This is a genomic window from Pseudomonas sp. PP3 (assembly GCF_905336995.1).
GTDB classification, from domain to species: domain Bacteria; phylum Pseudomonadota; class Gammaproteobacteria; order Pseudomonadales; family Pseudomonadaceae; genus Aquipseudomonas; species Aquipseudomonas reinekei.
The window spans coordinates 584357-608251 of record NZ_HG995459.1; the positions used below are offsets into that span (position 1 = coordinate 584357).

Genomic DNA, 23895 nt, shown 5'->3' on the forward strand with positions numbered 1-23895 from the left:
CCCTGCACGTGGAGAACAATATAAATGTTGAAATCCCTGAAATTCACAGCTCTGGTCATGGGCATGATCGGCGCCTCGCACGCGATGGCCGCAGGCCCGGACCTGACCGTGGTGTCCTTTGGCGGGGCGAACAAGGCGGCGCAGGTCAAAGCCTTCTACGCACCCTGGGAAGCGGCGGGCAACGGCAAGATCGTGGCGGGCGAATACAACGGTGAAATGGCCAAGGTCAAGGCCATGGTCGACACCAAAAGCGTGTCGTGGGATCTGGTAGAGGTTGAATCGCCAGAACTGTCCCGTGGTTGCGACGAAGACATGTTCGAGCAACTGGACCCGGCGTTGTTCGGCAAGGCTGAAGATTACGTCAAGGGCGCCATCCAGCCATGCGGCGTGGGCTTCTTCGTGTGGTCGACCGTGTTGGCCTACAACGCAGACAAGCTGAAAACCGCACCGACCAGCTGGGCGGATTTCTGGGACACCAAGCAGTTCCCGGGCAAGCGTGGCCTGCGTAAAGGCGCCAAGTACACCCTGGAATTCGCACTGATGGCCGACGGCGTTGCGCCCAAAGACGTCTACAAAGTGCTGGCCGGCAAGGACGGTCAGGACCGCGCGTTCAAGAAACTCGATGAACTCAAGCCGAGCATCCAGTGGTGGGAAGCCGGCGCACAACCGCCGCAATACCTCGCTTCCGGTGACGTGGTCATGAGCTCGGCCTACAACGGCCGTATCGCTGCCGTGCAGAAAGAAAGCAACCTGAAAGTGGTGTGGAACGGCGGCATCTACGACTTCGATGCATGGGCCATTCCAAAGGGGCTGGACGCCAAGCGTGCCGAAGCGGCGAAGAAATTCATCGCCTTCTCGGTGCAGCCACAGCAGCAGAAGACTTACTCGGAAAACATCGCCTACGGCCCGGCCAACACCCAAGCCGTACCGTTGCTGGCCAAGGATGTCCTGAAAGACATGCCGACCACCCCGGAAAACATCGCCAACCAAGTGCAAATCGACGTCAGCTTCTGGGCTGACAACGGCGAGCAACTGGAACAGCGCTTCAATTCCTGGGCGGCGAAATAAGTAGAGGGCTCGCCCTCTAGTGAGGGCGGGCTTTTGTGGCGAGGGAGCTTGCTCCCGCTTGAGTGCGAAGCACTCACAAAATGGGTATTGCCACCACAATCTTGGGGCCGCTTCACAGCCCAGCGGGAGCAAGCTCCCTCGCCACAAAGTTCGCTCCCCACATTATCGATTGATCAAAGATTTCCGGAGTACGCCATGGCTATCGCCGTTCCCGTCAACGCGGGCACTGACCCCACCTTGAAGCAGCGGCTCAAGCATGCCGAGCGGGTCAACCGCTGGAAGGCACAGGCGCTGATCGCGCCGCTGGTGCTGTTTCTGTTGCTGGTGTTCCTGGTGCCGATCGTGGCGCTGCTCTACAAAAGCGTGGGCAACCCGGAAGTGGTCGGCGGCATGCCGCGCACTGTGTCCGCCATCGCCAGTTGGGACGGCCGCGGCCTGCCCGCTGAACCGGTTTACAAAGCGGCCGCCGAAGACCTCGCCGAAGCCCGCAAGAATCAAATGTTGGGCGATTTGTCCAAACGCCTGAACATGGAACTGGCCGGCTACCGCAGCCTGCTGACCAAAACCGCCCGCGCCTTGCCGCTCGCCACTGAACCGGCCTCTTATAAAGAAGCGCTGGAAGGTCTCGATGAGCGCTGGGGCGATCCGGCCTACTGGCAAGCGGTGCGCCGCAACACCAGCAGCATCACCCCGTACTACTTGCTGGCGGCCGTCGATCACCGCATCGACGACCTCGGCGAAATCGCCCCGGCCACCCCGGACCAGGCGATCTACCTCGACATCTTCGCCCGCACCTTCTGGATGGGCCTGGTCATCACCGTGATCTGCCTGGTGCTGGCGTATCCGTTGGCTTACCTGTTGGCGAACCTGCCCTCGCGGCAGAGCAACCTGCTGATGATCTTGGTGCTGTTGCCGTTCTGGACCTCGATCCTGGTGCGAGTCGCGGCGTGGATCGTGTTGCTGCAATCGGGTGGCCTGATCAACAGCGGCCTGATGGCCATGGGCATCATCGATAAGCCGATCGAGCTGGTGTTCAACCGGGTCGGGGTCTACATCTCGATGGTGCACATCCTGCTGCCGTTCATGATCCTGCCGATCTACAGCGTGATGAAAGGCATCTCGCCGACCTACATGCGTGCTGCGATCTCCCTCGGTTGCCATCCGTTCGCCAGTTTCTGGCGGGTGTATTTCCCGCAGACCTATGCCGGTGTCGGTGCCGGTTGCCTGTTGGTGTTCATCCTCGCCATCGGCTACTACATCACCCCGGCGCTGCTGGGCAGCCCGAACGATCAAATGGTCAGCTACTTCGTCGCCTTCTACACCAACACCAGCATCAACTGGGGCATGGCGACCGCGCTGGGCGGCCTGCTGTTGCTGGCGACGGTCGTGCTTTATCTGATTTACAGCTGGCTGGTGGGCGCGAGCCGCCTGCGCCTGAGCTAAGGGGAGTTTGAGATGCTGAGTCCTTATATGTCGCCCATTGAGCGGGTGTGGTTCTACAGCTTGCGGATTCTCTGCGGCTTGATCCTGTTGTTCCTGATCCTGCCGGTGCTGGTGATCATCCCGCTGTCGTTCAACTCTGGCAGCTTCCTGGTGTACCCGCTGCAAGGCTTCTCGCTGCAGTGGTATCACGACTTCTTCGCCTCGGCGGAGTGGATGCGCGCCCTGAAGAACAGCATCATCGTCGCCCCGGCGGCCACGGTGCTGGCGATGGTCTTCGGTACGCTGGCGGCCATCGGCCTGACTCGCGGCGACTTTCCCGGCAAGGCGCTGGTGATGGCGCTGGTGATTTCGCCGATGGTGGTGCCGGTGGTGATCATTGGTGTGGCCAGCTACCTGTTCTTTGCGCCGCTGGGGCTGGGCAACAGCTTCTTCTCGCTGATCGTGGTGCATGCGGTGCTGGGCGTGCCGTTCGTGATCATCACGGTGTCGGCAACGTTGCAGGGTTTCAACCATAACCTGGTACGCGCCGCTGCCAGCCTCGGTGCGTCGCCGCTGACTGCGTTCCGTCGTGTGACGCTGCCGCTGATCGCGCCGGGCGTGATTTCCGGTGCGCTGTTCGCCTTCGCTACGTCGTTCGATGAAGTCGTGGTGACACTGTTCCTCGCCGGCCCCGAGCAAGCGACCTTGCCTCGGCAGATGTTCAGCGGCATCCGCGAAAACCTCAGCCCGACCATCGCCGCCGCCGCGACGCTGCTGATCGCTTTCTCGGTGATCCTGCTGCTGACCCTGGAATGGCTGCGTGGCCGTAGCGAAAAACTGCGTACCGCACAGGTCTGACACCACACCTTGTAGGAGCCGGCTTGCTGGCGAAAGATGCAACGCGGTGTATCAGGTGCACCGCGTTGCGCCATTCGCCAGCAAGCCGGCTCTTACAAGGGGAAGTGGAAAGCTCGATGGGGTCATTCATGACCTGAATAGCAGACAACGCCCAATCCCCAGCTACTCTTGTGCCCAGCTCCCACTCCTATAAGAGGCTGCGCACATGAGTCTTTCCTCTTTCAAAATCGCTCACAAACTGATCACCGGCGCAGGGGCCATCGAGCAACTGGCGGCCGAGCTGACGCGTCTGGACATCGACAACCCGCTGATCGTCACCGACGCCGCGCTGGTCAAGTCCGGCACGGTAGAGCTGGCACTGGCGCAATTGGGCGGTCGAACCTACGAGATCTTTGATCGAGTGCTGCCTGACCCGGAAATCGCCATTGTCGAAGACTGCATGCGGGTCTACCGCGAAGGCGGGCATGACGGCTTGATCGGTCTGGGCGGCGGCAGTGCCATCGACATCGCCAAGAGTGTCGCGGCGTATGCCGGTTATCACGGCGCCCTGGAGGATTTGTTCGGCGTCGACCAGGTGCCGCGTAAAGGCCCGCCGTTGATTGCGATCCCGACGACCGCCGGCACCGGCTCGGAAGTGACCAACGTGGCGATCCTTTCCGACAAGGTCGCGCAATTGAAGAAGGGCATCGTCAGCGACTATCTATTGCCGGACGTGGCGCTGGTCAGCCCGCAAATGACCCTGACCTGCCCGCGCAGCGTCACTGCCGCCAGTGGTGTCGATGCGTTGGTGCATGCCATCGAATCCTATCTGTCGGTCAATGCCTCGCCGATCACCGATTCCCTGGCCATCGGCGCCATCAAGTTGATCGCCAAGGCGCTGCCCAAGGCCTACGCCAACCCCTCTAACCTGCAGGCCCGTGAAGACATGGCCACCGCCAGCCTGATGGCCGGCATGGCGTTCGGCAATGCCGGGGTCGGCGCGGTGCATGCGTTGGCGTATCCGTTGGGCGGGCGCTTCAACATTGCTCATGGCGTCAGCAACGCCTTGCTGCTGCCCTATGTCATGACCTGGAACAAGATGGCCTGCGTCGAACGCATGCAGGATATTGCCGAAGCCATGGGTGTGAAAACCGCGCACCTGAGCGCCAATGACGCGGCCGACAAAGCCGTGGAGGCCATGACTCAGTTGTGTGCTGCGGTGGAAATCCCCACCGGCCTGCGCAGCTTCGGGGTGCCCGAGGACGCCATCCCGGCCATGGCAGTGGAAGCCGCGGGCATTGAGCGCTTGATGCGCAACAATCCGCGCAAATTGAGCGCGATTGATATCGAGAAGATCTACCGCGCCGCCTACTGATCATCGCGCTCACGGTGCGCGCGCCAAAGCATGAGGTATACAATGCGCGCCATCGTGATTCTGCTCAGAAAAGGTGCGTCATGCAGCCCTTCGTAATTGCTCCGTCGATTCTCTCCGCCGACTTCGCCCGCCTGGGTGAAGAAGTGGACAATGTCCTGGCCGCTGGCGCCGACTTCGTGCACTTCGATGTCATGGACAACCATTACGTGCCAAACCTGACCATCGGCCCGATGGTCTGCGCGGCGCTGCGCAAGTACGGCGTGACCGCGCCGATCGACGCGCACCTGATGGTCAGCCCGGTGGACCGCATCGTCGGAGACTTCATCGAAGCCGGCGCGACCTACATCACCTTCCACCCGGAAGCCACGCAGCACGTCGACCGTTCCCTGCAACTGATCCGCGAAGGCGGCTGCAAATCCGGTCTGGTGTTCAACCCGGCGACCCCGCTGGACGTGCTCAAGTACGTGATGGACAAGGTCGACATGATCCTGCTGATGAGCGTCAACCCGGGCTTCGGCGGGCAGAAGTTCATCCCCGGCACCCTCGACAAACTGCGCGAAGCACGGGCGTTGATCGATGCTTCCGGTCGCGATATCCGCCTGGAAATCGACGGTGGCGTGAACGTGAACAACATCCGTGAAATCGCTGCGGCGGGCGCCGACACCTTCGTCGCCGGTTCGGCCATCTTCAATGCGCCGAACTATCAGGAAGTCATCGACAAGATGCGTTCCGAATTGGCGCTGGCTCGCCCATGAGTGGCTTTGAGCAGTTGTTCCCAGGGCGTTTGCCGCGTCTGGTGATGTTCGATCTGGATGGCACGTTGATCGATTCGGTCCCCGATCTCGCGGCGGCTGTGGATAACATGCTGCTCAAACTCGGACGCCAACCTGCCGGCATCGAATCGGTGCGCGAGTGGGTGGGCAATGGCGCCCCTGTGTTGGTGCGACGGGCGCTGGCCGGTGGTATCGATCATTCGATGGTCGACAACACCGAGGCCGAGCAGGCGCTGGAGATCTTCATGCAGGCTTATGGCGAAAGCCACGAGTTGACCGTGGTCTATCCCGGTGTGCGCGACACCCTGAAATGGCTGCACAAGCAGGGCGTGGAGATGGCGCTGATCACCAACAAGCCGGAGCGGTTTGTCGCGCCACTGCTGGATCAGATGAAGATCGGGCGGTATTTCAAATGGATCATCGGTGGCGATACCCTGCCACAGAAAAAGCCCGATCCGGCCGCGCTGTTTTTCGTGATGAAAATGGCCAACATCCCGGCCTCGCAATCCTTGTTCGTCGGCGATTCGCGCAGTGATGTGCTGGCGGCGAAGGCAGCCGGCGTCAAGTGCGTGGCGCTGAGCTACGGCTATAACCATGGCCGGCCAATCGCCGAAGAGTCGCCGGCGCTGGTGATCGACGATCTGCGCAAGTTAATTCCCGGTTGCCTGGATCTTGCCGCTGGGATAACGTTGCCCGACGCTGTTCAATCCCCTCCTGGAAATCCCATCGTGGTGGTCACTCGCAAACTCTGGATGAAAGTCATCAAGGCCCTGGCCCGCTGGCGTTGGCGCGCCTGACTTGATCCTGGCCGGTTATCCGGCGCGTTTGCATACCTGACTGTTAGACCCTCAAGCCACGAGGCACCTCATGATCCGCGAAGAATTCCTGCGTTTGGCCGCTGCCGGCTACAACCGCATCCCGCTTGCCTGCGAAACCCTGGCCGACTTCGACACACCGCTGTCGATCTACCTGAAACTGGCGGATGAGCCGAACTCCTATCTGCTCGAATCGGTGCAGGGTGGCGAGAAATGGGGGCGTTACTCGATCATCGGCCTGCCGTGCCGCACCGTGCTGCGGGTTCACGATCATCATGTCAGCGTGACCATTGATGGCGTCGAGACCGAAAGCCACGACGTGGAAGACCCGCTGGCGTTCGTCGAAGCCTTCAAGGCCCGCTACAACGTGCCGACCATCGCCGGCCTGCCGCGTTTCAACGGCGGCTTGGTGGGTTACTTCGGTTACGACTGCGTGCGTTATGTGGAGAAGCGTCTGGGCAAGTGCCCGAACCCGGACCCGCTGGGCGTGCCCGATATTCTGCTGATGGTTTCCGACGCGGTGGTGGTGTTCGATAACCTCGCCGGCAAAATGCACGCGATCGTCCTGGCCGACCCCGCTCAGGAAGACGCCTTCGAGCAAGGGCGAGCACGCCTGGAAGAGTTGCTGGAAAAACTCCGTCAGCCGATCACCCCGCGTCGTGGCCTCGATTTCAGCAAGCAGCAAGCGGCTGACCCGGTGTTCCGCTCCAGTTTCACCCAGGACGATTACGAAAAAGCCGTCGACACCATCAAGGAATACATCCTGGCCGGTGACTGCATGCAGGTCGTGCCGTCCCAGCGCATGTCGATCGACTTCAAGGCTGCACCCATCGACCTGTACCGCGCACTGCGTTGCTTCAACCCGACGCCCTACATGTACTTCTTCAACTTTGGCGACTTCCACGTCGTCGGCAGTTCGCCGGAAGTGCTGGTGCGGGTCGAAGACAACCTGATCACCGTGCGACCGATCGCCGGCACCCGCCCGCGTGGGGCCAACGAAGAAGCTGACCTGGCGCTGGAAAAAGACCTGCTGTCCGACGACAAGGAAATTGCCGAGCACTTGATGCTGATCGACCTGGGCCGCAATGACACCGGTCGGGTGTCGGAAGTGGGCTCGGTGAAGCTCACCGAGAAGATGGTCATCGAGCGTTATTCGAACGTGATGCACATCGTTTCCAACGTGACCGGGCAATTGAAGGAAGGGCTGACGGCGATGGATGCGCTGCGGGCGATTCTGCCGGCGGGCACCTTGTCCGGCGCACCGAAGATTCGCGCGATGGAAATCATCGACGAACTGGAACCGGTCAAGCGTGGCGTCTACGGCGGTGCCGTCGGTTACTTCGCCTGGAACGGCAACATGGATACCGCCATCGCGATTCGCACGGCGGTGATCAAGGACGGTGAACTGCACGTGCAGGCCGGTGGCGGCATCGTCGCCGACTCGGTGCCAGCGCTGGAATGGGAAGAAACCCTGAACAAGCGCCGTGCGATGTTCCGCGCAGTGGCCCTGGCCGAACAAACTCCGGACGCCTGATTTCGCCGCTAATCCTTGTGGGAGCGAGCCTGCCCGCGACGAGGCCGGCACCGCCAACATTGATGTAGCCTGATCCACCGCTTTCGCGAGTAGGCTCGCTCCCACATTGGCTTCACCTGCATAAAAAAACGCAGCGCCCGTCAAGGCGCCGCGTTTTTTATGCGTGCTGTTTGCTTGATCAGAAGTCCAGCGCAACGCCTACGTTGATGCCTTGCTGGGTAAAGTCATCATCCTTGCGCAACGTATACCCGCCGCGCAGGGCCAGGTCGGCCGTCAACTTGTGGCTGACGCCAAGGCTCACGCGATTCATATGGGTTTGAGGGGTATAGCCATCCAGCGTGAAGTCGAGGGACGGCAGGCTGTTGAGCGCGATGTTCACGTCCTGGGTGTCATCGTCGTACTCGCGTTCGTAGGCGTATTCGCCAAACACCTGAGTCTGCGGGGTGATCTGGTATTTACCCTGCAGCCCGGCGCCCAAACGCTTTGAATCGCGCTTCTGGTCAGCAAAGGTCAGTGCCGTGGAGCGAGTGGCGTTCTCCGAGTAACCGTCGACCTCTACTTTCGCGTAATCGGCGCTGATGAACGGCGACAGGTGCCAGTCACTGCCCGGCTGTGCAATGTCATAGCCGATGCGTGTGCTGAAAGCCCAGAGGTAGCCATCGGTGTCGCCTTTCTCCGCACCTTCGCCAGCGCCCAGGTCGAATTTGCGTTTGAGATTGTCATAATCCAGCTTGCCGCCGGTCAACGCGGCATCAGCCCACCAACGGTTCTGCTGGAATTGGGCGAATGCAGTGGCCAGGTAACTGTTGAGTTTGTAGTCCGAATCGGTATCGCCTGCCTCCAGATCCTGACGATAGAACCCCGCCGCCACACCCACGCGCCAGGCGTCATTGAGGCGATAGCTGCCGCCGATGTTCAAGCTGTAGCCGCTGCCATCGGCGTCGGCGCCACTGCTTTGGTGATCGACATCGAGATGCTGGCCACCACCGGCCACAATGGCGCGCCATTGGCCAACAGCCTGCCAGTCCTCCCAGTCGGATTGCCATTGGCTGCGCAGTTCATCCTGATGCGCACGTAATGTGGCGTGGGCCATTTCCGGCAGCAGCGTCAGCTCCCAAGGCGCGGCGAGCAGGGAATAGGCGTAATCCGACACCAGCTTTTGCCCGGCCTCGGTCGGATGCACCCCATCGTTGTAAATCAGCTGGCTGGGGTCCGGGGTGGCGCTGTTGATACCGAAGGTTGCGTTTTCGGTGCAGCCGTCACCGCTGAAGCAGGTCGCCGTCAGATTCTGGCCTGTTGCAAAGCCGAATCGCGCCGGATCGGCGAAGGTTTCCTGCAACAACAGGGGAATGTTCAGCGGAATGATTTCAGCATCGATCCCCGCCAGTCGAGTGACCAGTTGCCGGTTGAAAGCCGCGCTCAGTTGCGAGGTCGGTCCCTGCAGCGGGGTGCCATTGATGGCCGGTGTCAGTCCCAGGTCCGGCAACAGCCAGACCATGATGTATCGGGCGCCGGCCGTTTGCAGGACCTGAACGCTGTTGGCCAGGCGGTCCGCAGCGGCATTCGCCTGGGCGCCACTTTGCACGCGTCCTTGCAGGAAGTCGTTACCGCCGCCGGAGAGGTAATACAACGCGTTCGGATCGGCGCGCAGACTATTGGCCGGTAAGTAACCCGCTCGCGCACGTTCACCCGTAGCAGATACGGTGGTGATTGAAGCGAGGATCTGGTCGGTGCGGTAGCCGCCAACGGCCCAGTTGTTGCCATCCGGCAGGCCTTGGGCGGCGCGGGCGGCTGAAGTCGACGCGGCGGTCTGGTCCGCTGAGAATCCAAGCCTGCCCCCAAGCAGTTGTGTTGAGTTGGCGGAATACACTTCGCCGCTGCCGTCCTGATATGTAGGCCCGGTCCGGTTGGTGAAGCGCAGCGTCGAACCGGCAGGCCCGCCCGTGTCGGTAAACTGCCCCGCATCGTTGAGGCTGTCGCCAAAGACGATGAAGTTCGAAAAAGGATTGGGTGCCGCGCTCGCCTGGGCGCAGGCCATGGCGAGCAGGCAACCGACAAGCGGTGTGAACAGCGTCTGTCTGATCATGAGCAAGTCCGTTTGTTTATTGTTTTAGTGGATGAAACGACAGTGCCAAAAAACTATAGAGCCTGACGCCATTCGGCGCGAACCTGGCGAATGTTTTACTTGCTTCGATCACCCCATATTGCACGCTCTGCCCAGCTAAGTTACTGTGCCAAGACGTATAAATGAGACCTTCCCCGTGTTGATCGTCAGCAAACTCCTGGATCAAGTCATCAAGGCACACGCCCGTTGGCGTTGGCGCGCCTGAATCCTTCTGCCGGCCCGGCCGGATCTTTACCGCATTGCCTTCTTTGTTTCGTGACACTGCGCTTTGCTTCGCGATTCCAGCGACCGCCAAAGTGCAGGACGCTGCGGGTAAATCATTCGAAGGCTGTATTAAGTCAGTAAATTTTAGAGGTTCTTAACGCCATGTTGCTGATGATCGATAACTACGACTCTTTTACCTACAACGTTGTGCAATACCTTGGTGAGCTGGGCTCCCAGGTCAAAGTCGTGCGCAACGATGAGCTTACTGTTGCCGAAATCGAAGCCCTCAACCCAGAGCGCATCGTTGTTTCTCCCGGTCCTTGCACCCCGACCGAAGCCGGCGTCTCGATTGACGTCATCAAACACTTCGCCGGCAAGCTGCCGATTCTGGGCGTGTGCCTGGGCCATCAATCCATCGGCCAGGCCTTTGGTGGCGATGTGGTCCGCGCCCGCCAGGTCATGCACGGCAAGACCAGCCCGGTGTTCCACGAAGACAAGGGCGTCTTTGCCGGCCTGAACAATCCGCTGACCGTCACCCGCTATCATTCCTTGATCGTCAAACGCGAAACCTTGCCTGATTGCCTCGAACTGACCGCATGGACTCAGCTCGAAGACGGCTCGGTCGACGAGATCATGGGCCTGCGTCACAAGACCTTGAACATCGAAGGCGTGCAGTTTCACCCTGAGTCGATCCTGACCGAGCAGGGCCACGAACTGTTCGCCAACTTCCTCAAACAAACCGGCGGCACGCGCTAAGGACTCCTCATGAATATCAAGACAGCCCTGAGCCGTATCGTCGATCACCTCGACCTCAGCACCGATGAAATGCGCGATGTGATGCGCGAAATCATGACCGGCCAATGCACCGAGGCGCAGATCGGCGCGTTCATGATGGCCATGCGCATGAAGAGCGAGAGCATCGACGAAATCGTCGGCGCCGTGTCGGTCATGCGCGAACTGGCGGACAAGGTCGAGCTCAAGACCCTCGACGGCGTGGTCGATGTAGTCGGCACCGGCGGTGATGGCGCGAATATTTTCAACGTTTCGACCGCTTCCGCGTTCGTCGTATCGGCGGCCGGCTGCACCGTGGCCAAGCATGGTAACCGCGCGGTCTCGGGCAAGAGCGGCAGTGCCGACCTGCTCGAAGCCGCCGGTATTTACCTGAACCTGACGCCGGTCCAGGTGGCGCGCTGCATCGACAACGTCGGTATCGGCTTCATGTTTGCCCAGACCCACCACAGCGCCATGAAACACGCCGCCGGTCCGCGCAAGGATCTGGGCTTGCGTACGCTGTTCAACATGCTCGGCCCGCTTACGAATCCGGCCGGCGTGAAACATCAGGTGGTGGGCGTGTTCACCCAGGCATTGTGCCGGCCGCTGGCCGAAGTGTTGCAGCGTCTGGGCAGCAAACACGTGCTGGTGGTGCATTCGAAAGATGGCCTGGATGAGTTCAGCCTGGCGGCACCGACCTTCGTGGCGGAGCTCAAGGACGACAAAATCACCGAATACTGGGTCGAGCCGGAAGATCTGGGCATGAAAAGCCAGAGCCTGCACGGCCTGGCGGTGGAAAGCCCGGCGGCATCCCTTGAGCTGATTCGCGATGCCCTGGGCAAGCGCAAGACCGAAAACGGTCAGAAGGCTGCGGAGATGATCATGCTCAATGCCGGCGCTGCGCTGTACGCCGCCGACCATGCCAGCAGCCTGAAAGAGGGCGTAGCCCTGGCGCACGATGCGCTGCATACCGGTCTCGCTCGGGAAAAACTTGAGGAGTTGGGTGCATTTACCGCGGTATTCAAAGTGGAGAATGAGGGATGAGTGTACCGACGGTTCTGGAAAAGATTCTGGCGCGAAAAGTCGAGGAAGTTGCCGAGCGTAGTGCTCGCGTAAGCCTCGCCGAGCTGGAAAACCTGGCCAAGGCGGCCGATGCACCCCGCGGCTTTGCCAAGGCGTTGCAGGCTCAGGCCAAGCTGAAACAGCCGGCGGTCATCGCTGAAATCAAGAAAGCTTCGCCGAGCAAAGGCGTGATCCGCGAGCACTTCGTTCCAGCCGACATCGCTAAAAGCTACGAGAAGGGCGGCGCGACCTGCCTTTCGGTGCTTACTGACATCGACTACTTCCAGGGTGCCGATGCGTATCTGCAACAGGCTCGTGCGGCGTGCCAGCTGCCGGTCATTCGCAAGGATTTCATGATCGACCCGTACCAGATCATTGAAGCCCGTGCGCTCGGTGCCGATTGCGTGCTGTTGATTGTCTCCGCGCTGGATGACGTGAAAATGGCTGAGCTGGCGGCCGTGGCCAAAAGCGTCGACCTTGATGTGCTGGTGGAAGTCCACGACGGTGACGAGCTGGAGCGGGCCTTGAAAACCCTCGACACGCCGCTGGTCGGCGTGAACAACCGCAACCTGCACACGTTCGACGTCAGCCTCGAAACCACCCTCGACCTGCTGCCGCGCATTCCACGCGATCGCCTGGTGATCACCGAAAGCGGCATCCTCAATCGCGCCGATGTCGAGTTGATGGAAATCAGCGACGTCTACGCGTTCCTGGTCGGCGAGGCGTTCATGCGCGCCGAAAGCCCGGGCACCGAGCTGCAGCGTCTGTTCTTCCCTGAGCGTGGCGTTCCTGTCAGCGGTTCTTCACTGGACTGATTGCCCGCAGATCGAGTCGACCCCATCGCGAGCAGGATTTGCTGGCACCACAGGTCCACTGTGGGAGCCAGCCAACCAGCCAGCCTGCTCGCGATGGCGGTATAAGATTCACTACAGACTGAACGTCTTTCGGATTTCTATATGACCCCAGATGCTCTGACCATCGAAGCCGGCCTGCAAGCCGAACAGGATCTGTTGGCGTCGGTCTGTGCCGGTGAGTCGGAGTTTGGCCTGCTGTTCTGGCAACCGAGCGATCAGGCATTGGTGATGCCTCGCCGATTGAATCGTTTGCCAGGTTTCGATGCTGCATGTGAAGTCTCGGCAGCGGCGGGCTGGCCAGTGTTGTTGCGCGATACCGGCGGCGAACCGGTTCCTCAGTCAGCCACAACGATCAACATTGCCCTGGTTTACGCACCACCGCGCAGCGAAGGCGATTTGAACCGCATCGAATCCGGCTACCGGCGTCTGTGCGATCCGATCTGCCAGTTGCTGGATGAGTTGGGCGGCACGTCGTCCCTCGGTGAAATCGACGGTGCGTTCTGCGACGGACGCTTCAACGTTAACCTGGACGGCCGCAAGATGGTCGGCACCGCCCAGCGCTGGCGCCAGAGTCAGGACGGTCAGCGTCCCGTCGGGCTGGTGCACGGGGCGATGTTGATTGATAACGAACGAGAGTCGATGGTCGCGGCGGTCAATCGCTTCAACCAGGCGTGCGGTCTGGAGCAGAGGGTTCACGCCGAAAGCCACATCGCCCTGCATGAAAAGTTCGCGGCGCCGGATGCGTTGGCCCGTCTGGACGAACTCTACGGGCTAATGCTCAAGCAGATGTTCAGCGGCTAGGTTTTCGAACTTATCGAGTACCAAAGACCACCATGGTCTTGCCTTTGACGTCCACCAGGTTGCGCTCCTCAAGATCCTTGAGCACGCGACCGACCATCTCCCGGGAACACCCGACAATTCGCCCGATTTCCTGACGGGTTACCTTGATCTGCATCCCGTCGGGGTGGGTCATGGCGTCTGGCTGTTTGCACAGCTCCAGCAGGCAACGTGCAACGCGGCCGGTCACATCGAAGAACGCCAGGTCACCCACCTTGCGCGTGGTGTTGCGCAGGCGTTGTGCGATTTGTCCGCTGAGCACGTAAAGAATGTCTGGATCTTGCTGCGACAGTTCGCGGAATTTCGCGTAGCTGATTTCCGCGACTTCGCATTCGACCTTGGCCCTCACCCAGGCGCTGCGCTCCTGCTCCAGGCCCGCCTGTTCAAACAGGCCCAGCTCGCCGATGAAGTCCCCGGTATTGAGATACGCGATGATCATTTCCCGACCGTCGTCATCCTCGATCAGGATGGTGACCGATCCTTTGATGATGAAGAACAGCGTCTCTGAGCGGTCTCCGGCACAAATGATGTTGCTCTTGGCCTGATAGCGACGACGCTGACAATGCATCAGCAGTTTATCGAGGTTTTTAATCTTGAGTGTGGGGGCAATAGCAACCATGGTTGTATCCCGAAAAAACTGCACGGTATGTTTGATTTTTTATGAATTGCGCAAGCCGCGGCAAAGGCTGGTTGTGCGTCAGCGAATTGGCGTCAGCTTAACAGACACTTCTGGCAATATTCGAGATTTTACCTACACGGCAGATGGATAAGTCCTAGGACCTCGGGACGCTTTCACCTCAAGGGGCTGTGCTAAGCTGGCGACCCTTTTTTATACAGTGGAGTCTTGGCGATGAAGGCACGCATCCAATGGGCTGGCGAAGCCATGTTCCTCGGCGAATCCGGTAGCGGTCATGTCGTGGTGATGGATGGTCCGCCCGATGCCGGCGGTCGCAACCTGGGTGTCCGGCCGATGGAAATGCTCCTGCTGGGTGTTGGCGGTTGCAGCAACTTCGATGTGGTCAGCATCCTCAAGAAGTCCCGTCAGGCTGTCGAGAGCTGCGAAGCGTTCCTCGAAGCCGAGCGCGCGACTGAGGACCCGAAGGTCTTTACCAAGATCCACATGCACTTTGTGGTCAAGGGCCGAGGATTGAAAGAAGCCCAAGTCAAGCGCGCCATCGAACTGTCCGCCGAAAAATACTGCTCGGCTTCGATCATGCTGGGCGCGGCCGGGGTCGAAATTACCCACGACTACGAAATCATTGAGCTCGGCTGAGTCGAGATTCAATGATTCATGAAAAAGGCGACTACCTCACGGCAGTCGCCTTTTTCATATCTGTCGCACCTCCGCTGCAGGAGCCAGCTTACTGGCGAAGAGGTCAGATCCGATAAGTGCTCTTGGTCATCACCTTGGCCAACAAACTCATCCCGAACTTCACCGGCGCCGGAAAACGAAAACCACCGGCCTCCAGCGCGCTTTCGGCATGCTGCTCTTCATCAAGGCGCATCTGCTCAAGAATCGCCCGGGACTTTTCATCCTCGGCCGGCAGTTGCTCAAGGTGTTCGTTCAAGTGTTTGCACACCTGATCTTCTGTCGCCGCAACGAACCCCAGGCTGACTTTGTCACTGATCAGCCCCGCAACAGCGCCGATCCCGAACGACATGCCGTAGAACAGCGGATTGAGAATGCTGGTGTGGCTGCCCAACTGGTGGATGCGTTGTTCGCACCAGACCAGATGGTCGACTTCTTCTTCGGCGGCATGTTCCATGGCGGCGCGCACTTGCGGCAGCTTGGCGGTCAGGGCCTGTCCTTGGTACAGCGCCTGGGCGCAGACCTCGCCGGTATGGTTGATGCGCATCAGGCCGGCGACGTGCCGGGTGTCTTCGTCGCTCATTTTCACATCCGGCTGCACGATGGCGGGCGACGGGCGGTACGGCTGGCCACTGAACGGCAGCAAAGTACGCATCGCGGCATCGGCTTGCAGCAGAAGGCGGTCAATCGGCGAGTAGTGACGTTGGGTAGTCATGCTGACCTCCGGAGGAATCTCGGCGGCCAGTTTAACCCAATCGGCCGGGGAAGGTTTGCGCTGGGTCATGTGTGAGGTCACCACCCCACCCTAGAAGCCGGCGTGCAGGCGATGGCGTCATTAAGAACGCCATCGCCTGCACGCCGGCTGCGATAACCGCTGGCTAACAATTAGCCCGGCGGCCAGTGCATCTGGCGCTGACCCAACACATGCATATGAATGTGATAGACAGTCTGCCAACCTTCTTCATTACAGTTCATGACAACGCGAAAACCTTTTTCACAACCCAGCTCCATGGCAAGGCGCTGGGCCGTGAACAGGATGTGCCCGGCCAATGCTTTGTCATCTTCGGTCAGGTCGTTCAGGGTGCGCACCGGCTTCTTCGGAATCACCAGAAAATGTACCGGTGCCTGTGGGGCGATGTCGTGGAAGGCCAGGACCTGGTCGTCCTCGTAAATAATCTTTGCCGGGATTTCCCGGTTGATGATCTTGGTGAACAGAGTATCCACAGCTGTTTTCTCCGTTGTTTGGGCTGGCCTGAGTGTACTCACGGGATTTGCCCGAGCCCAGCTTTTTACCTGGCAGGCCGGTCAGCGTGGGCAGTAAGCCTTGTTGACCATGCCGGTGATTGTCCGGATCAGCCAGCGCGAGCCGAAGCGGGGCAGGGTGGCGAACCAGCGGTTGCGCCGACCCGGAATAATGATTGCGCGGTTTTTCTCCAGGGCCCGCACGGTATAGAGCGCGACTTCTTCCGGGCTCATCAGCAGTTTGCTGTCGGCCAGTTTGTCTGCGTTCAGCTGCGCGGTGCGGAAAAAACCGGTGCGGGTCGGACCGGGGCAGAGCACCGAGACTTTGACCGCACATTTTTTCAGCTCGACGCGCAACCCTTCGGAGAAGTGCAGCACATAGGCCTTGCTCGCGTAATAAGTGCTCATCCATGGGCCGGGATGAAAGGCCGCGACCGAGGCGACATTCAGAATCTGCCCACCGCCCTGTAGCGCCATGCTGTTACCGATGGCGTGGCACAGGCGGGTCAGGGCCAGGATGTTTACTTCGATCAGGTCTTGCTCGGTCATCCAGTCCTGGGCCAGAAAGGGTCCGCACGTACCGATACCGGCGCAGTTGACCAGCAAGTCGATCTGGCGGTCGCTTTCCTCCAGCTCCAGCAGGAACCCGGACAACCGCAGCGGTTCGCCCAGGTCGCAGGCACGGAACAGCACTTCCACGCCAAAGCGTTGAGTCAGTTCAGTCGCAATACTTTCCAGCTGATCACGCTGTCGTGCCACCAGAAGCAGGCTGCGGCCGCGCCGGGCCAGCGCTTCGGCCATCGCCAGGCCGATGCCGCTGGAAGCACCAGTGATCAGAGCGTAACGGGTCATGCAGTTCTCCATCGCAACAGCTCCGCGCCGCGACGCGGATGTCACGGGTGGGGAGCGCTGTTCATTCTTTCGCAGAGTCTACAGGGGGCTGGGCTTCTTCGGCTGCATCGGCGGCCGAATTTGCGTCTGGTTCGACCTCGATTTCAATTTCGTCGCTGGTGACCGAGCCACTTTGGTAGCTGCTTTCGAGGGTGTTTTCGTATTCGTCCTGAATGGCCGAGAGGCCTCCCGCCAGTGCACCGACGATAACCAGCGCAATCACCACGAGCCATAACGCAGACAGCACCTTGACCGCAGTGCTGTTGGGCGGCGGCGGAGCGCCATACCGGTTGGCGGTTTGATTTCCCGGCATTGCCAGCAGCAACAGCGGAAAGAAACTGCCCACGAATGGCACAAGGTTCAGCAGCCATAGCCAGCCTGACCAGCCAATATCGTGCAAGCGCTGGACGCTGATCATGATGCTGGCGATGAGGAACGCCAGGCAGAGGAAGAAGGCCAGGATGCCACCGATGATCAGGCCGGCGGTCGAGTCGCTGCTCACCAGCGCGAGGCCGATGATGGCGAACACACCAACGACGGCCATTGTCACGAGGCTCAGCACCATCGACCAGGCGAGAAAGCGTAGACGCCCGATACGCCCTTCAACGCCAAAGGGTTTGAGTGTGGCGAACCCCGCAACACCTTCACCCACATTAGCCAATGGAGGGGCGTAAGGGGATTGCGGTTCTGCGACGGCGGCAGTTGGCACATGCTCGTGAACGTCGGACAGATTCAATTCGATCGAAGGTTCGGACTCGATGCGGGCCTCGATACCGGTGTTCTTCAGTGCCTGGAGGTAGGTTTGTGCATCGGCGTGAGACAGGTCGCGCTTGAGTGCCACAGGCCGGCCACTGAACAAGCGCTCGATGGCACTGACGTCACTCTTGAACAGCGCCGCGAGATTGAGTTTGGCGGTACCGATATCGACACCTGGCAGCAAAGCGCCGTCGAACACGATCTTGAAACGGTTTTCGCTCATTGCCGAGGCATCCTTGTCGCGAGAGTTTTAGTACCGCGAGTGTAAGGCCAGCGCTGATTGGCTGGCCCATATTTGTTTCAGCGTGGCCACCGCTTGGGCAGTTGCGCAGCGTGTTCCAGAGCCTTGCGATACTCGGCGTCGAGGCGCGCGACTAACTGGTCAACGCTCGGCAAATCATCGATTTCGCCTACGCCCTGGCCCGCGGACCATACGGTTTTCCAGGCTTTGGCTTCGTCGTTCAACGGCTTGAGTTTAGAGCCGAAATTGACCTCGCCTTTGTTTTGCAGTGCCGCCATGTCAAAGCCAGCGGCCTCCAGGCTCTGGCGCATGAAGCTCGCCGGTACACCTGACACCGCTGGAGTATGGACGATGTCCGCAGCTCTGGATGTCAGCAGCATCTCTTTATAAGCGTCAGGCGCATGACTTTCGGTGGTGCCGATAAATCGCGTGCCGAAGTAGGCGAGGTCCGCTCCGAGCAGTTGTGCAGCGAGAATTTCGTGGCCGTGGTTCAAGCAGCCGGCCAGCAACAGAGTCTTGTCGAAGAACTGCCGGATCTCGGCGATCAGCGAAAACGGGCTCCAGGTCCCGGCATGCCCGCCGGCGCCTGCAGCCACGGCGATCAGTCCATCCACACCGGCCTCGGCAGCCTTCTCGGCATGGCGACGGGTTGTCACGTCATGGAACACCAGGCCGCCGTAGCTGTGGACTGCATCGACCAGTTCTTTCACCGCGCCGAGGCTGGTGATCACGATCGGCACTTTGTGCTCGATGCAGATATCAAGGTCAGCCTGCAGTCGAGGGTTGCTGTTGTGGACGATCAAATTGACCGCATAGGGCGCAGGGTTCTCCATTGTCGCCAGCCCTGCTTCGATCTCCTCCAGCCAGGCTTTGAAGCCGCTGCTCTCGCGCTGGTTCAATGCCGGGAAGCTGCCGACCACGCCGTTGCGGCAGCAGGCGAGCACCAGTTGCGGGTTGGATATCAGGAACATCGGCGCTGCCACCACGGGCAGACGCAGGCGTTGTTCGAGCAGAGCGGGCAGCGACATTGGAAGTACCCCGGTGAGTTGTCTGTTGGAATTAGAACGGCCGAACCACGACCAGAATTACGATTGCCAGCAATATCAGAACCGGCACTTCATTGAACCAGCGAAAGAAGACATGGCTGCGGGTGTTTTCGCCACGCGCAAATCGCTTCACCTGCGCGCCGCACATGTGGTGATAGCCGATCAGCAACACCACCAGAGTCAACTTGGCGTGCATCCAGCCGCCTTGGCCGAAATACGCGCTGGGGTTCAGGCTGATCAGCCAGCCACCGAAGATCAGGGTCGCGATCATCGCCGGTCCCATGATGCCCCGGTACAGCTTGCGCTCCATGAGGCTGAAGCGTTCTTTGCTGATCGTGTCTTCACTTTGGGCGTGATAAACGAACAGGCGCGGCAAATAGAACAGACCGGCAAACCAGCAAACGATGCTGACGATGTGGAGCGCTTTGAGCCAAAGAAAAAGCATTTTTAGTTATTCCAGGATTCACGGTAGCCCGAATAGTAGAGGCTTGAGCGTCCGCACGTCACCTTGCCGGTTGTCGCAGGCGCGCGCGGCCCCTATTATCGACGGCTTTCCAGTGGGTTCGTTGAGGGCAGGTTTATGGTCAAGGTCGGTATCGTCGGCGGCACGGGTTACACCGGTGTCGAACTGCTGCGTCTGTTGGCGCAACATCCGCAAGCTGAAGTGGTTGTGATCACTTCCCGATCCGAGGCAGGCCTGGCCGTGGCCGATATGTATCCGAACCTGCGAGGCCATTACGACGGCCTGGCGTTCAGCGTTCCGGACATCAAGACCCTGGGGGCCTGCGACGTGGTGTTCTTCGCTACGCCACACGGCGTCGCCCATGCCTTGGCAGGTGAGCTGCTGGCCGCCGGCACCAAAGTCATCGACCTGTCGGCAGACTTCCGTCTGCAGGACGCCGATGAATGGGCCAAGTGGTATGGCCAGCCGCACGGCGCACCGGAGCTGTTGGACGAAGCGGTCTACGGGCTGCCGGAAGTCAACCGCGAGCAAATCAAGACGGCGCGCCTGATTGCTGTGCCGGGCTGCTATCCAACGGCCACGCAATTGGGTTTCCTGCCGCTGCTTGAAGCCGGTCTTGCGGATACCAGCGTCTTGATCGCCGACTGCAAATCCGGCGTCAGCGGTGCCGGTCGTGGCGCTGCTGTAGGCTCGCTGTACTCCGAGACGTCGGAAAGCATGAAGGCCTACGCCGTCAAAGGTCACCGTCACTTGCCGGAAATTCGCCAGGGCCTTCGTCGGGCGGCCGGCAAAGACGTCGGCCTGACCTTCGTCCCGCACCTGACGCCGATGATCCGTGGCATTCACTCGACGCTGTACGCGACCGTCGTGGATCGCTCGGTGGATCTGCAGGCGCTGTTTGAAAAGCGTTATGCCAACGAACCGTTCGTCGACGTAATGCCAGCCGGCAGCCACCCGGAAACCCGCAGTGTTCGCGGAGCCAACGTGTGCCGTATCGCGGTGCATCGTCCGCAAGACGGAGATCTGGTGGTGGTGCTGTCTGTGATCGACAATCTGGTCAAAGGTGCGTCGGGTCAGGCGGTGCAGAACATGAACATCCTGTTCGGTCTGGATGAGCGCTTTGGTCTGTCCCACGCAGGCATGTTGCCGTAGGACTCGATCGCGCACAGTAAAAAGGCCCGTTAAACGGGCCTTTTTGCATTTTCGGCTGGCGGTTGGATTGGTTGATATACCATAACAATAGTTGACCGCTTTTCTAGGAGAAGCGGATAATGCGCGTCATCACGCAATATGACGGCGTAACGCCGGGAGATAGTCAGTATGAGCGTCGAATCCTTCACCCCCACGGCTTTGCAATTCACCCACGGTGCCGCGCACAAGGTGAAGAGCCTGGTCGATGAAGAGGGGAATGATCGCTTGAAGCTGCGCGTATTCGTTACGGGCGGCGGTTGTTCAGGTTTTCAGTACGGCTTCACCTTCGATGAAGAAGTGGCCGATGACGACACCATCGTCGAGCGCGAAGGAGTGAGTCTGGTCGTCGATCCGATGAGCTTCCAGTACCTGGCAGGCGCTGAGGTGGATTATCAGGAAGGTCTGGAAGGTTCGCGTTTTGTTATCAAGAACCCGAACGCGACCACTACATGTGGTTGCGGGTCTTCGTTCTCGATCTGATCAGCGCTCCAGCATCACTCAACGCCGCATGGCCTTCCGGCCCTGCGGCGTTTTGCTGTCTGGGGTTTATGCGGGGTAGATGGCGCCGAGGATTCGCAATCCACGGGCGCCGGTAACGCTTGGGCGATTGGCGGCGATGCCTTCGAGGCAGCAGTGAGCGAGCCAGGCAAACGCCATGGCTTCGACCCAGTCAGGATCGACGCCATAGGCTGATGTGCTGCTGACTTGCGCCTTTGGCAGCAGGCTGGCGAGGCGATTCATCAGTGCGGCGTTATGCGCCCCACCGCCGCAGACCAGCACTTCTTGAGTGTCGTTCTGCGCGCCTTGCAACGATTCAATGATGGTCAGGGCGGTCAGCTCAAGCAGTGTTGCCTGGACGTCTTCGGCCGCAAAGGTCGGTAGCTGCGCCAGGTGCTGCATCAACCATGGCAGGTTGAACACTTCCCGGCCGGTGCTCTTCGGGCCTTGAGTAACGAAGAATGGGTCGCTGAGCAGTGACTTCAACAGGGCAGGTTCGACCTTGCCGCTGGCGGCCCACTGGCCGTCACGGTCATAGCTGTCGCCGCGCTGCTGTTGAATCCAGGCATCGAGCAGCACATTGCCCGGACCGCAGTCGAAGCCGGCCACCGGTTTGCCAGGCTCGATCAGGCTAAGGTTGCTGAAACCGCCGATGTTCAGGACGGCACGGTTGCCGGCACGCTCTTCGAACAAGGCTTCATGAAAGGCTGGAACCAGAGGCGCGCCCTGACCGCCGGCGGCTACGTCGCGGCTGCGGAAGTCGCTGACCACGGTGATGTTCGTCAGCTCGGTCAGCAGTGCGGGGTTGCCGATTTGCACCGTGAAGCCGCGTGCTGGTTCGTGGCGAATGGTCTGGCCATGGCTGCCAATCGCGCGAATATCGTCAGGGGTGAGATTCTGCTGAGCGAGGAGGGTATTGATACCCTGTGCCGCCAGCCTTACCCAGTTTTGCTGGGCGATGGCTGAGCGTGCAATCTCGTCCGGACCGCTGGCGCACAAGCCAAGCAGCTCTGTGCGCAGGGAATCGGGCATGGGAATGTAGTGCGTGGCGATCAGCTTGATCGCCGGAGTCTGCTGGATCAGCGCGATATCCAGGCCATCAAGACTGGTCCCGGACATCACACCTATATAAAGCGCCATGACTTAGCGCTTGGCCGAAGCCAGCTGAGTGGCTTTTTCCTGGTCCATGCGCGCCATCAGCGGTTGGCTCTGTGCCAGGAAGCGTGCGCGTTCGGCTTTGGAGATCGGATCTGCCATCGCGACTTTCTGCCCCAGCGGGTCGACGTGCACGCCATTCACCTGGAACTCGTAATGCAAGTGCGGGCCGGTGGATAGGCCGGTAGTGCCGATGTAGCCGATAACCTGGCCCTGCTTGACCGTGCCGCCAGTCTTGACGCCTTTGGCGAAGCCTTGCATGTGGCCATACAGCGTGCGGTAGGTATTACCGTGCTGGAGAATCACGGTGTTGCCGTAACCGCCGCGGCGACCAGCCAGCAATACCTTGCCATCACCTGCAGCCTTGATTGGCGTACCGCGCGGCGCTGCGTAGTCCACACCTTTGTGGGCGCGGATCTTGTTGAGAATCGGGTGTTTGCGGCCCATGGAGAACTTCGAACTGATGCGGGCGAAGTCAACCGGAGTACGGATGAAAGCCTTGCGCATGCTGTTGCCATCGGCGGTGTAATAACTAGTGTTGCCTTGTTTGTTGGTGTAACGCACGGCCGTGTAGGTCTTACCGCGGTTGGTGAACCGGGCAGACAGGATCGGCCCGTTGCCGACAGCTTTGCCGTTGACCACTTTCTGCTCGTAGATCACGTCGAATTGGTCACCCTGGCGTATATCCTGGGCGAAGTCGACGTCGTAGCCAAACACACTGGCCATGTCCATGGTGAGACTGTGAGACAGGCCGGCGCGAGCTGCAGATTGCGATAGCGAGCTATTGATGACGCCGTGAACATAGGCGGAACGTACGGTCGGCTTGGCGGTAATGCGGTTGAACGTGTAGCCCTTGTCATTCTTGCTCAAGGTGATGGTTTCGAGGTCGCTGACCTTGCTGTGCAGGTTGCTCAGCTGGCCATCCGGACCCAATTCGAATTCGAGTTTCTGCCCGCGCTTGAGCTGGCTGAACTGCTTGGCCTGCTTGTCGCTGGCGAGCACGTCATGTACCGAAGTGGCAGGAAGGCCGACCTTCTCGAAAAGGGTGGAGAGCGTATCGCCCTTGGCGACAATCACTTCCCTGTGGTTGGGGGCCTTCTTTTCCTCGGCAACCACTTCTGCGGGAGCTGGTTCTGGTGCGGCTTCAGCGGTTTGAGGTGAATCTTCGGCACTGTTTTCAATCTGCGCGAACGGAGAAACTGCTGGCTCATTTGTGGCTTCGACGGCTTCAGCAGCGTCTTGATCTTGTGTCAGTTGTTCAGCAGGACTTTCCAGTTCAAGACTCAGGGTTGTCTTTTTGGCTTCTACATCACTGGAAGGAAATACCAGAAGCGCCAGGCTCAGAAGGGCGGCGATGCCGCTCGCTGCGAGCAGGTGGGTCTTCGGGTAAAGCGGTGGCGCTTTAGACGATTCTTTGGTCATAAGT

Annotated in this window: 25 protein-coding genes; 14 read left to right on the plus strand and 11 right to left on the minus strand. The window is 60.0% G+C overall.

Annotated features, from left to right (window positions below; all coding sequences use genetic code 11):
- The first annotated feature begins 24 nt into the window (after nt 1-24).
- The 7 genes from KHO07_RS02610 to trpE all read left to right on the plus strand — a co-directional run bounded on the left by KHO07_RS02610 (nt 25) and on the right by trpE (nt 7824).
- Nucleotides 25-1068, plus strand: a complete 1044-nt coding sequence (locus KHO07_RS02610) for an ABC transporter substrate-binding protein (protein ID WP_212626409.1) — start codon at nt 25-27, stop codon at nt 1066-1068.
- A 195-nt stretch (nt 1069-1263) separates the two neighbouring features.
- On the plus strand, nt 1264-2511 hold the full coding sequence (locus tag KHO07_RS02615; RefSeq protein WP_212626410.1) for an ABC transporter permease: 1248 nt from the start codon (nt 1264-1266) through the stop codon (nt 2509-2511).
- A 12-nt stretch (nt 2512-2523) separates the two neighbouring features.
- The gene (locus KHO07_RS02620; RefSeq protein ID WP_007910157.1) at nt 2524-3348 is read left to right on the plus strand and encodes an ABC transporter permease; all 825 of its coding nucleotides are present in this window, start codon (nt 2524-2526) and stop codon (nt 3346-3348) included.
- A gap of 205 nt (nt 3349-3553) precedes the next feature.
- Complete coding sequence (locus KHO07_RS02625) at nt 3554-4702, plus strand: iron-containing alcohol dehydrogenase (RefSeq protein ID WP_212626411.1); 1149 nt, start codon at nt 3554-3556, stop codon at nt 4700-4702.
- An 80-nt stretch (nt 4703-4782) separates the two neighbouring features.
- On the plus strand, nt 4783-5457 hold the full coding sequence (gene rpe / locus KHO07_RS02630) for a ribulose-phosphate 3-epimerase (protein ID WP_053162900.1): 675 nt from the start codon (nt 4783-4785) through the stop codon (nt 5455-5457).
- Nucleotides 5454-6272, plus strand: coding sequence for a phosphoglycolate phosphatase (locus KHO07_RS02635; protein ID WP_150736143.1), 819 nt, complete (start codon nt 5454-5456; stop codon nt 6270-6272). The genes rpe and KHO07_RS02635 overlap by 4 nt, the downstream gene beginning before the upstream one ends.
- A 70-nt stretch (nt 6273-6342) precedes the next feature.
- Nucleotides 6343-7824 carry an anthranilate synthase component I gene (gene trpE / locus KHO07_RS02640; RefSeq protein ID WP_034147360.1) on the plus strand — a complete coding sequence of 494 codons (1482 nt, stop codon included), beginning with the start codon at nt 6343-6345 and terminating at the stop codon, nt 7822-7824.
- A gap of 178 nt (nt 7825-8002) precedes the next feature.
- Here the strand turns inward: trpE and estP are convergent, their stop codons facing one another.
- On the minus strand, nt 8003-9910 hold the full coding sequence (gene estP / locus KHO07_RS02645) for an esterase EstP (RefSeq protein WP_212626412.1): 1908 nt from the start codon (nt 9908-9910) through the stop codon (nt 8003-8005).
- Between the two features lie 16 nt (nt 9911-9926).
- Nucleotides 9927-10211 carry a hypothetical protein gene (locus KHO07_RS02650; RefSeq protein ID WP_191635297.1) on the minus strand — a complete coding sequence of 95 codons (285 nt, stop codon included), beginning with the start codon at nt 10209-10211 and terminating at the stop codon, nt 9927-9929.
- Between the two features lie 104 nt (nt 10212-10315).
- Here KHO07_RS02650 and KHO07_RS02655 point away from each other — a divergent pair, with 104 nt between their 5' ends.
- From KHO07_RS02655 to KHO07_RS02670, 4 genes are all read left to right on the plus strand, one after another.
- Nucleotides 10316-10909 (plus strand): aminodeoxychorismate/anthranilate synthase component II, encoded by a 594-nt coding sequence (locus KHO07_RS02655; protein ID WP_150736146.1) that lies wholly within the window; start codon nt 10316-10318, stop codon nt 10907-10909.
- Between the two features lie 9 nt (nt 10910-10918).
- Nucleotides 10919-11968, plus strand: coding sequence for an anthranilate phosphoribosyltransferase (gene trpD / locus KHO07_RS02660; protein WP_150736147.1), 1050 nt, complete (start codon nt 10919-10921; stop codon nt 11966-11968).
- On the plus strand, nt 11965-12801 hold the full coding sequence (trpC, locus tag KHO07_RS02665; protein WP_212626413.1) for an indole-3-glycerol phosphate synthase TrpC: 837 nt from the start codon (nt 11965-11967) through the stop codon (nt 12799-12801). Before trpD ends, trpC begins: the two co-directional genes overlap by 4 nt.
- 141 nt (nt 12802-12942) lie before the next feature.
- Nucleotides 12943-13641 (plus strand): lipoate--protein ligase family protein, encoded by a 699-nt coding sequence (locus KHO07_RS02670; protein ID WP_212626414.1) that lies wholly within the window; start codon nt 12943-12945, stop codon nt 13639-13641.
- Between the two features lie 10 nt (nt 13642-13651).
- On the opposite strand, the gene crp is transcribed toward KHO07_RS02670, so the two are convergent.
- Nucleotides 13652-14296 carry a cAMP-activated global transcriptional regulator CRP gene (gene crp, locus KHO07_RS02675; RefSeq protein WP_150736150.1) on the minus strand — a complete coding sequence of 215 codons (645 nt, stop codon included), beginning with the start codon at nt 14294-14296 and terminating at the stop codon, nt 13652-13654.
- Nucleotides 14297-14527: 231 nt separating this feature from the next.
- Between crp and KHO07_RS02680 the strand changes: the two genes are divergently transcribed.
- Nucleotides 14528-14950, plus strand: coding sequence for an OsmC family protein (locus KHO07_RS02680; RefSeq protein ID WP_008061600.1), 423 nt, complete (start codon nt 14528-14530; stop codon nt 14948-14950).
- A 103-nt stretch (nt 14951-15053) separates the two neighbouring features.
- Here KHO07_RS02680 and coq7 read toward each other — a convergent pair whose 3' ends face one another.
- From coq7 to hemJ, 6 genes are all read right to left on the minus strand, one after another.
- Nucleotides 15054-15701, minus strand: coding sequence for a 2-polyprenyl-3-methyl-6-methoxy-1,4-benzoquinone monooxygenase (gene coq7, locus KHO07_RS02685; RefSeq protein WP_075946508.1), 648 nt, complete (start codon nt 15699-15701; stop codon nt 15054-15056).
- A gap of 170 nt (nt 15702-15871) precedes the next feature.
- Nucleotides 15872-16210, minus strand: a complete 339-nt coding sequence (locus KHO07_RS02690) for a histidine triad nucleotide-binding protein (RefSeq protein WP_212626415.1) — start codon at nt 16208-16210, stop codon at nt 15872-15874.
- A gap of 81 nt (nt 16211-16291) precedes the next feature.
- On the minus strand, nt 16292-17080 hold the full coding sequence (locus tag KHO07_RS02695; protein WP_150736153.1) for an SDR family oxidoreductase: 789 nt from the start codon (nt 17078-17080) through the stop codon (nt 16292-16294).
- Nucleotides 17081-17141: 61 nt separating this feature from the next.
- Nucleotides 17142-18098, minus strand: a complete 957-nt coding sequence (locus tag KHO07_RS02700) for a DUF805 domain-containing protein (protein WP_212626416.1) — start codon at nt 18096-18098, stop codon at nt 17142-17144.
- Between the two features lie 77 nt (nt 18099-18175).
- Complete coding sequence (locus KHO07_RS02705) at nt 18176-19144, minus strand: nitronate monooxygenase family protein (RefSeq protein ID WP_212626417.1); 969 nt, start codon at nt 19142-19144, stop codon at nt 18176-18178.
- 31 nt (nt 19145-19175) lie between these two features.
- Nucleotides 19176-19607, minus strand: a complete 432-nt coding sequence (gene hemJ / locus KHO07_RS02710; RefSeq protein ID WP_075946129.1) for a protoporphyrinogen oxidase HemJ — start codon at nt 19605-19607, stop codon at nt 19176-19178.
- Nucleotides 19608-19742: 135 nt separating this feature from the next.
- Between hemJ and argC the strand changes: the two genes are divergently transcribed.
- Together argC and erpA are read left to right on the plus strand one after the other, a co-directional pair.
- The gene (gene argC, locus KHO07_RS02715) at nt 19743-20777 is read left to right on the plus strand and encodes an N-acetyl-gamma-glutamyl-phosphate reductase (RefSeq protein WP_212626418.1); all 1035 of its coding nucleotides are present in this window, start codon (nt 19743-19745) and stop codon (nt 20775-20777) included.
- Between the two features lie 168 nt (nt 20778-20945).
- The gene (gene erpA, locus KHO07_RS02720) at nt 20946-21296 is read left to right on the plus strand and encodes an iron-sulfur cluster insertion protein ErpA (protein ID WP_007906865.1); all 351 of its coding nucleotides are present in this window, start codon (nt 20946-20948) and stop codon (nt 21294-21296) included.
- Between the two features lie 66 nt (nt 21297-21362).
- On the opposite strand, the gene KHO07_RS02725 is transcribed toward erpA, so the two are convergent.
- Nucleotides 21363-22454: an anhydro-N-acetylmuramic acid kinase gene (locus KHO07_RS02725; RefSeq protein ID WP_212626419.1), complete on the minus strand. Its 1092-nt coding sequence runs from the start codon at nt 22452-22454 to the stop codon at nt 21363-21365.
- 3 nt (nt 22455-22457) lie between these two features.
- Complete coding sequence (locus KHO07_RS02730) at nt 22458-23891, minus strand: peptidoglycan DD-metalloendopeptidase family protein (RefSeq protein WP_212626420.1); 1434 nt, start codon at nt 23889-23891, stop codon at nt 22458-22460.
- Between the last annotated feature and the right edge of the window lie 4 nt (nt 23892-23895).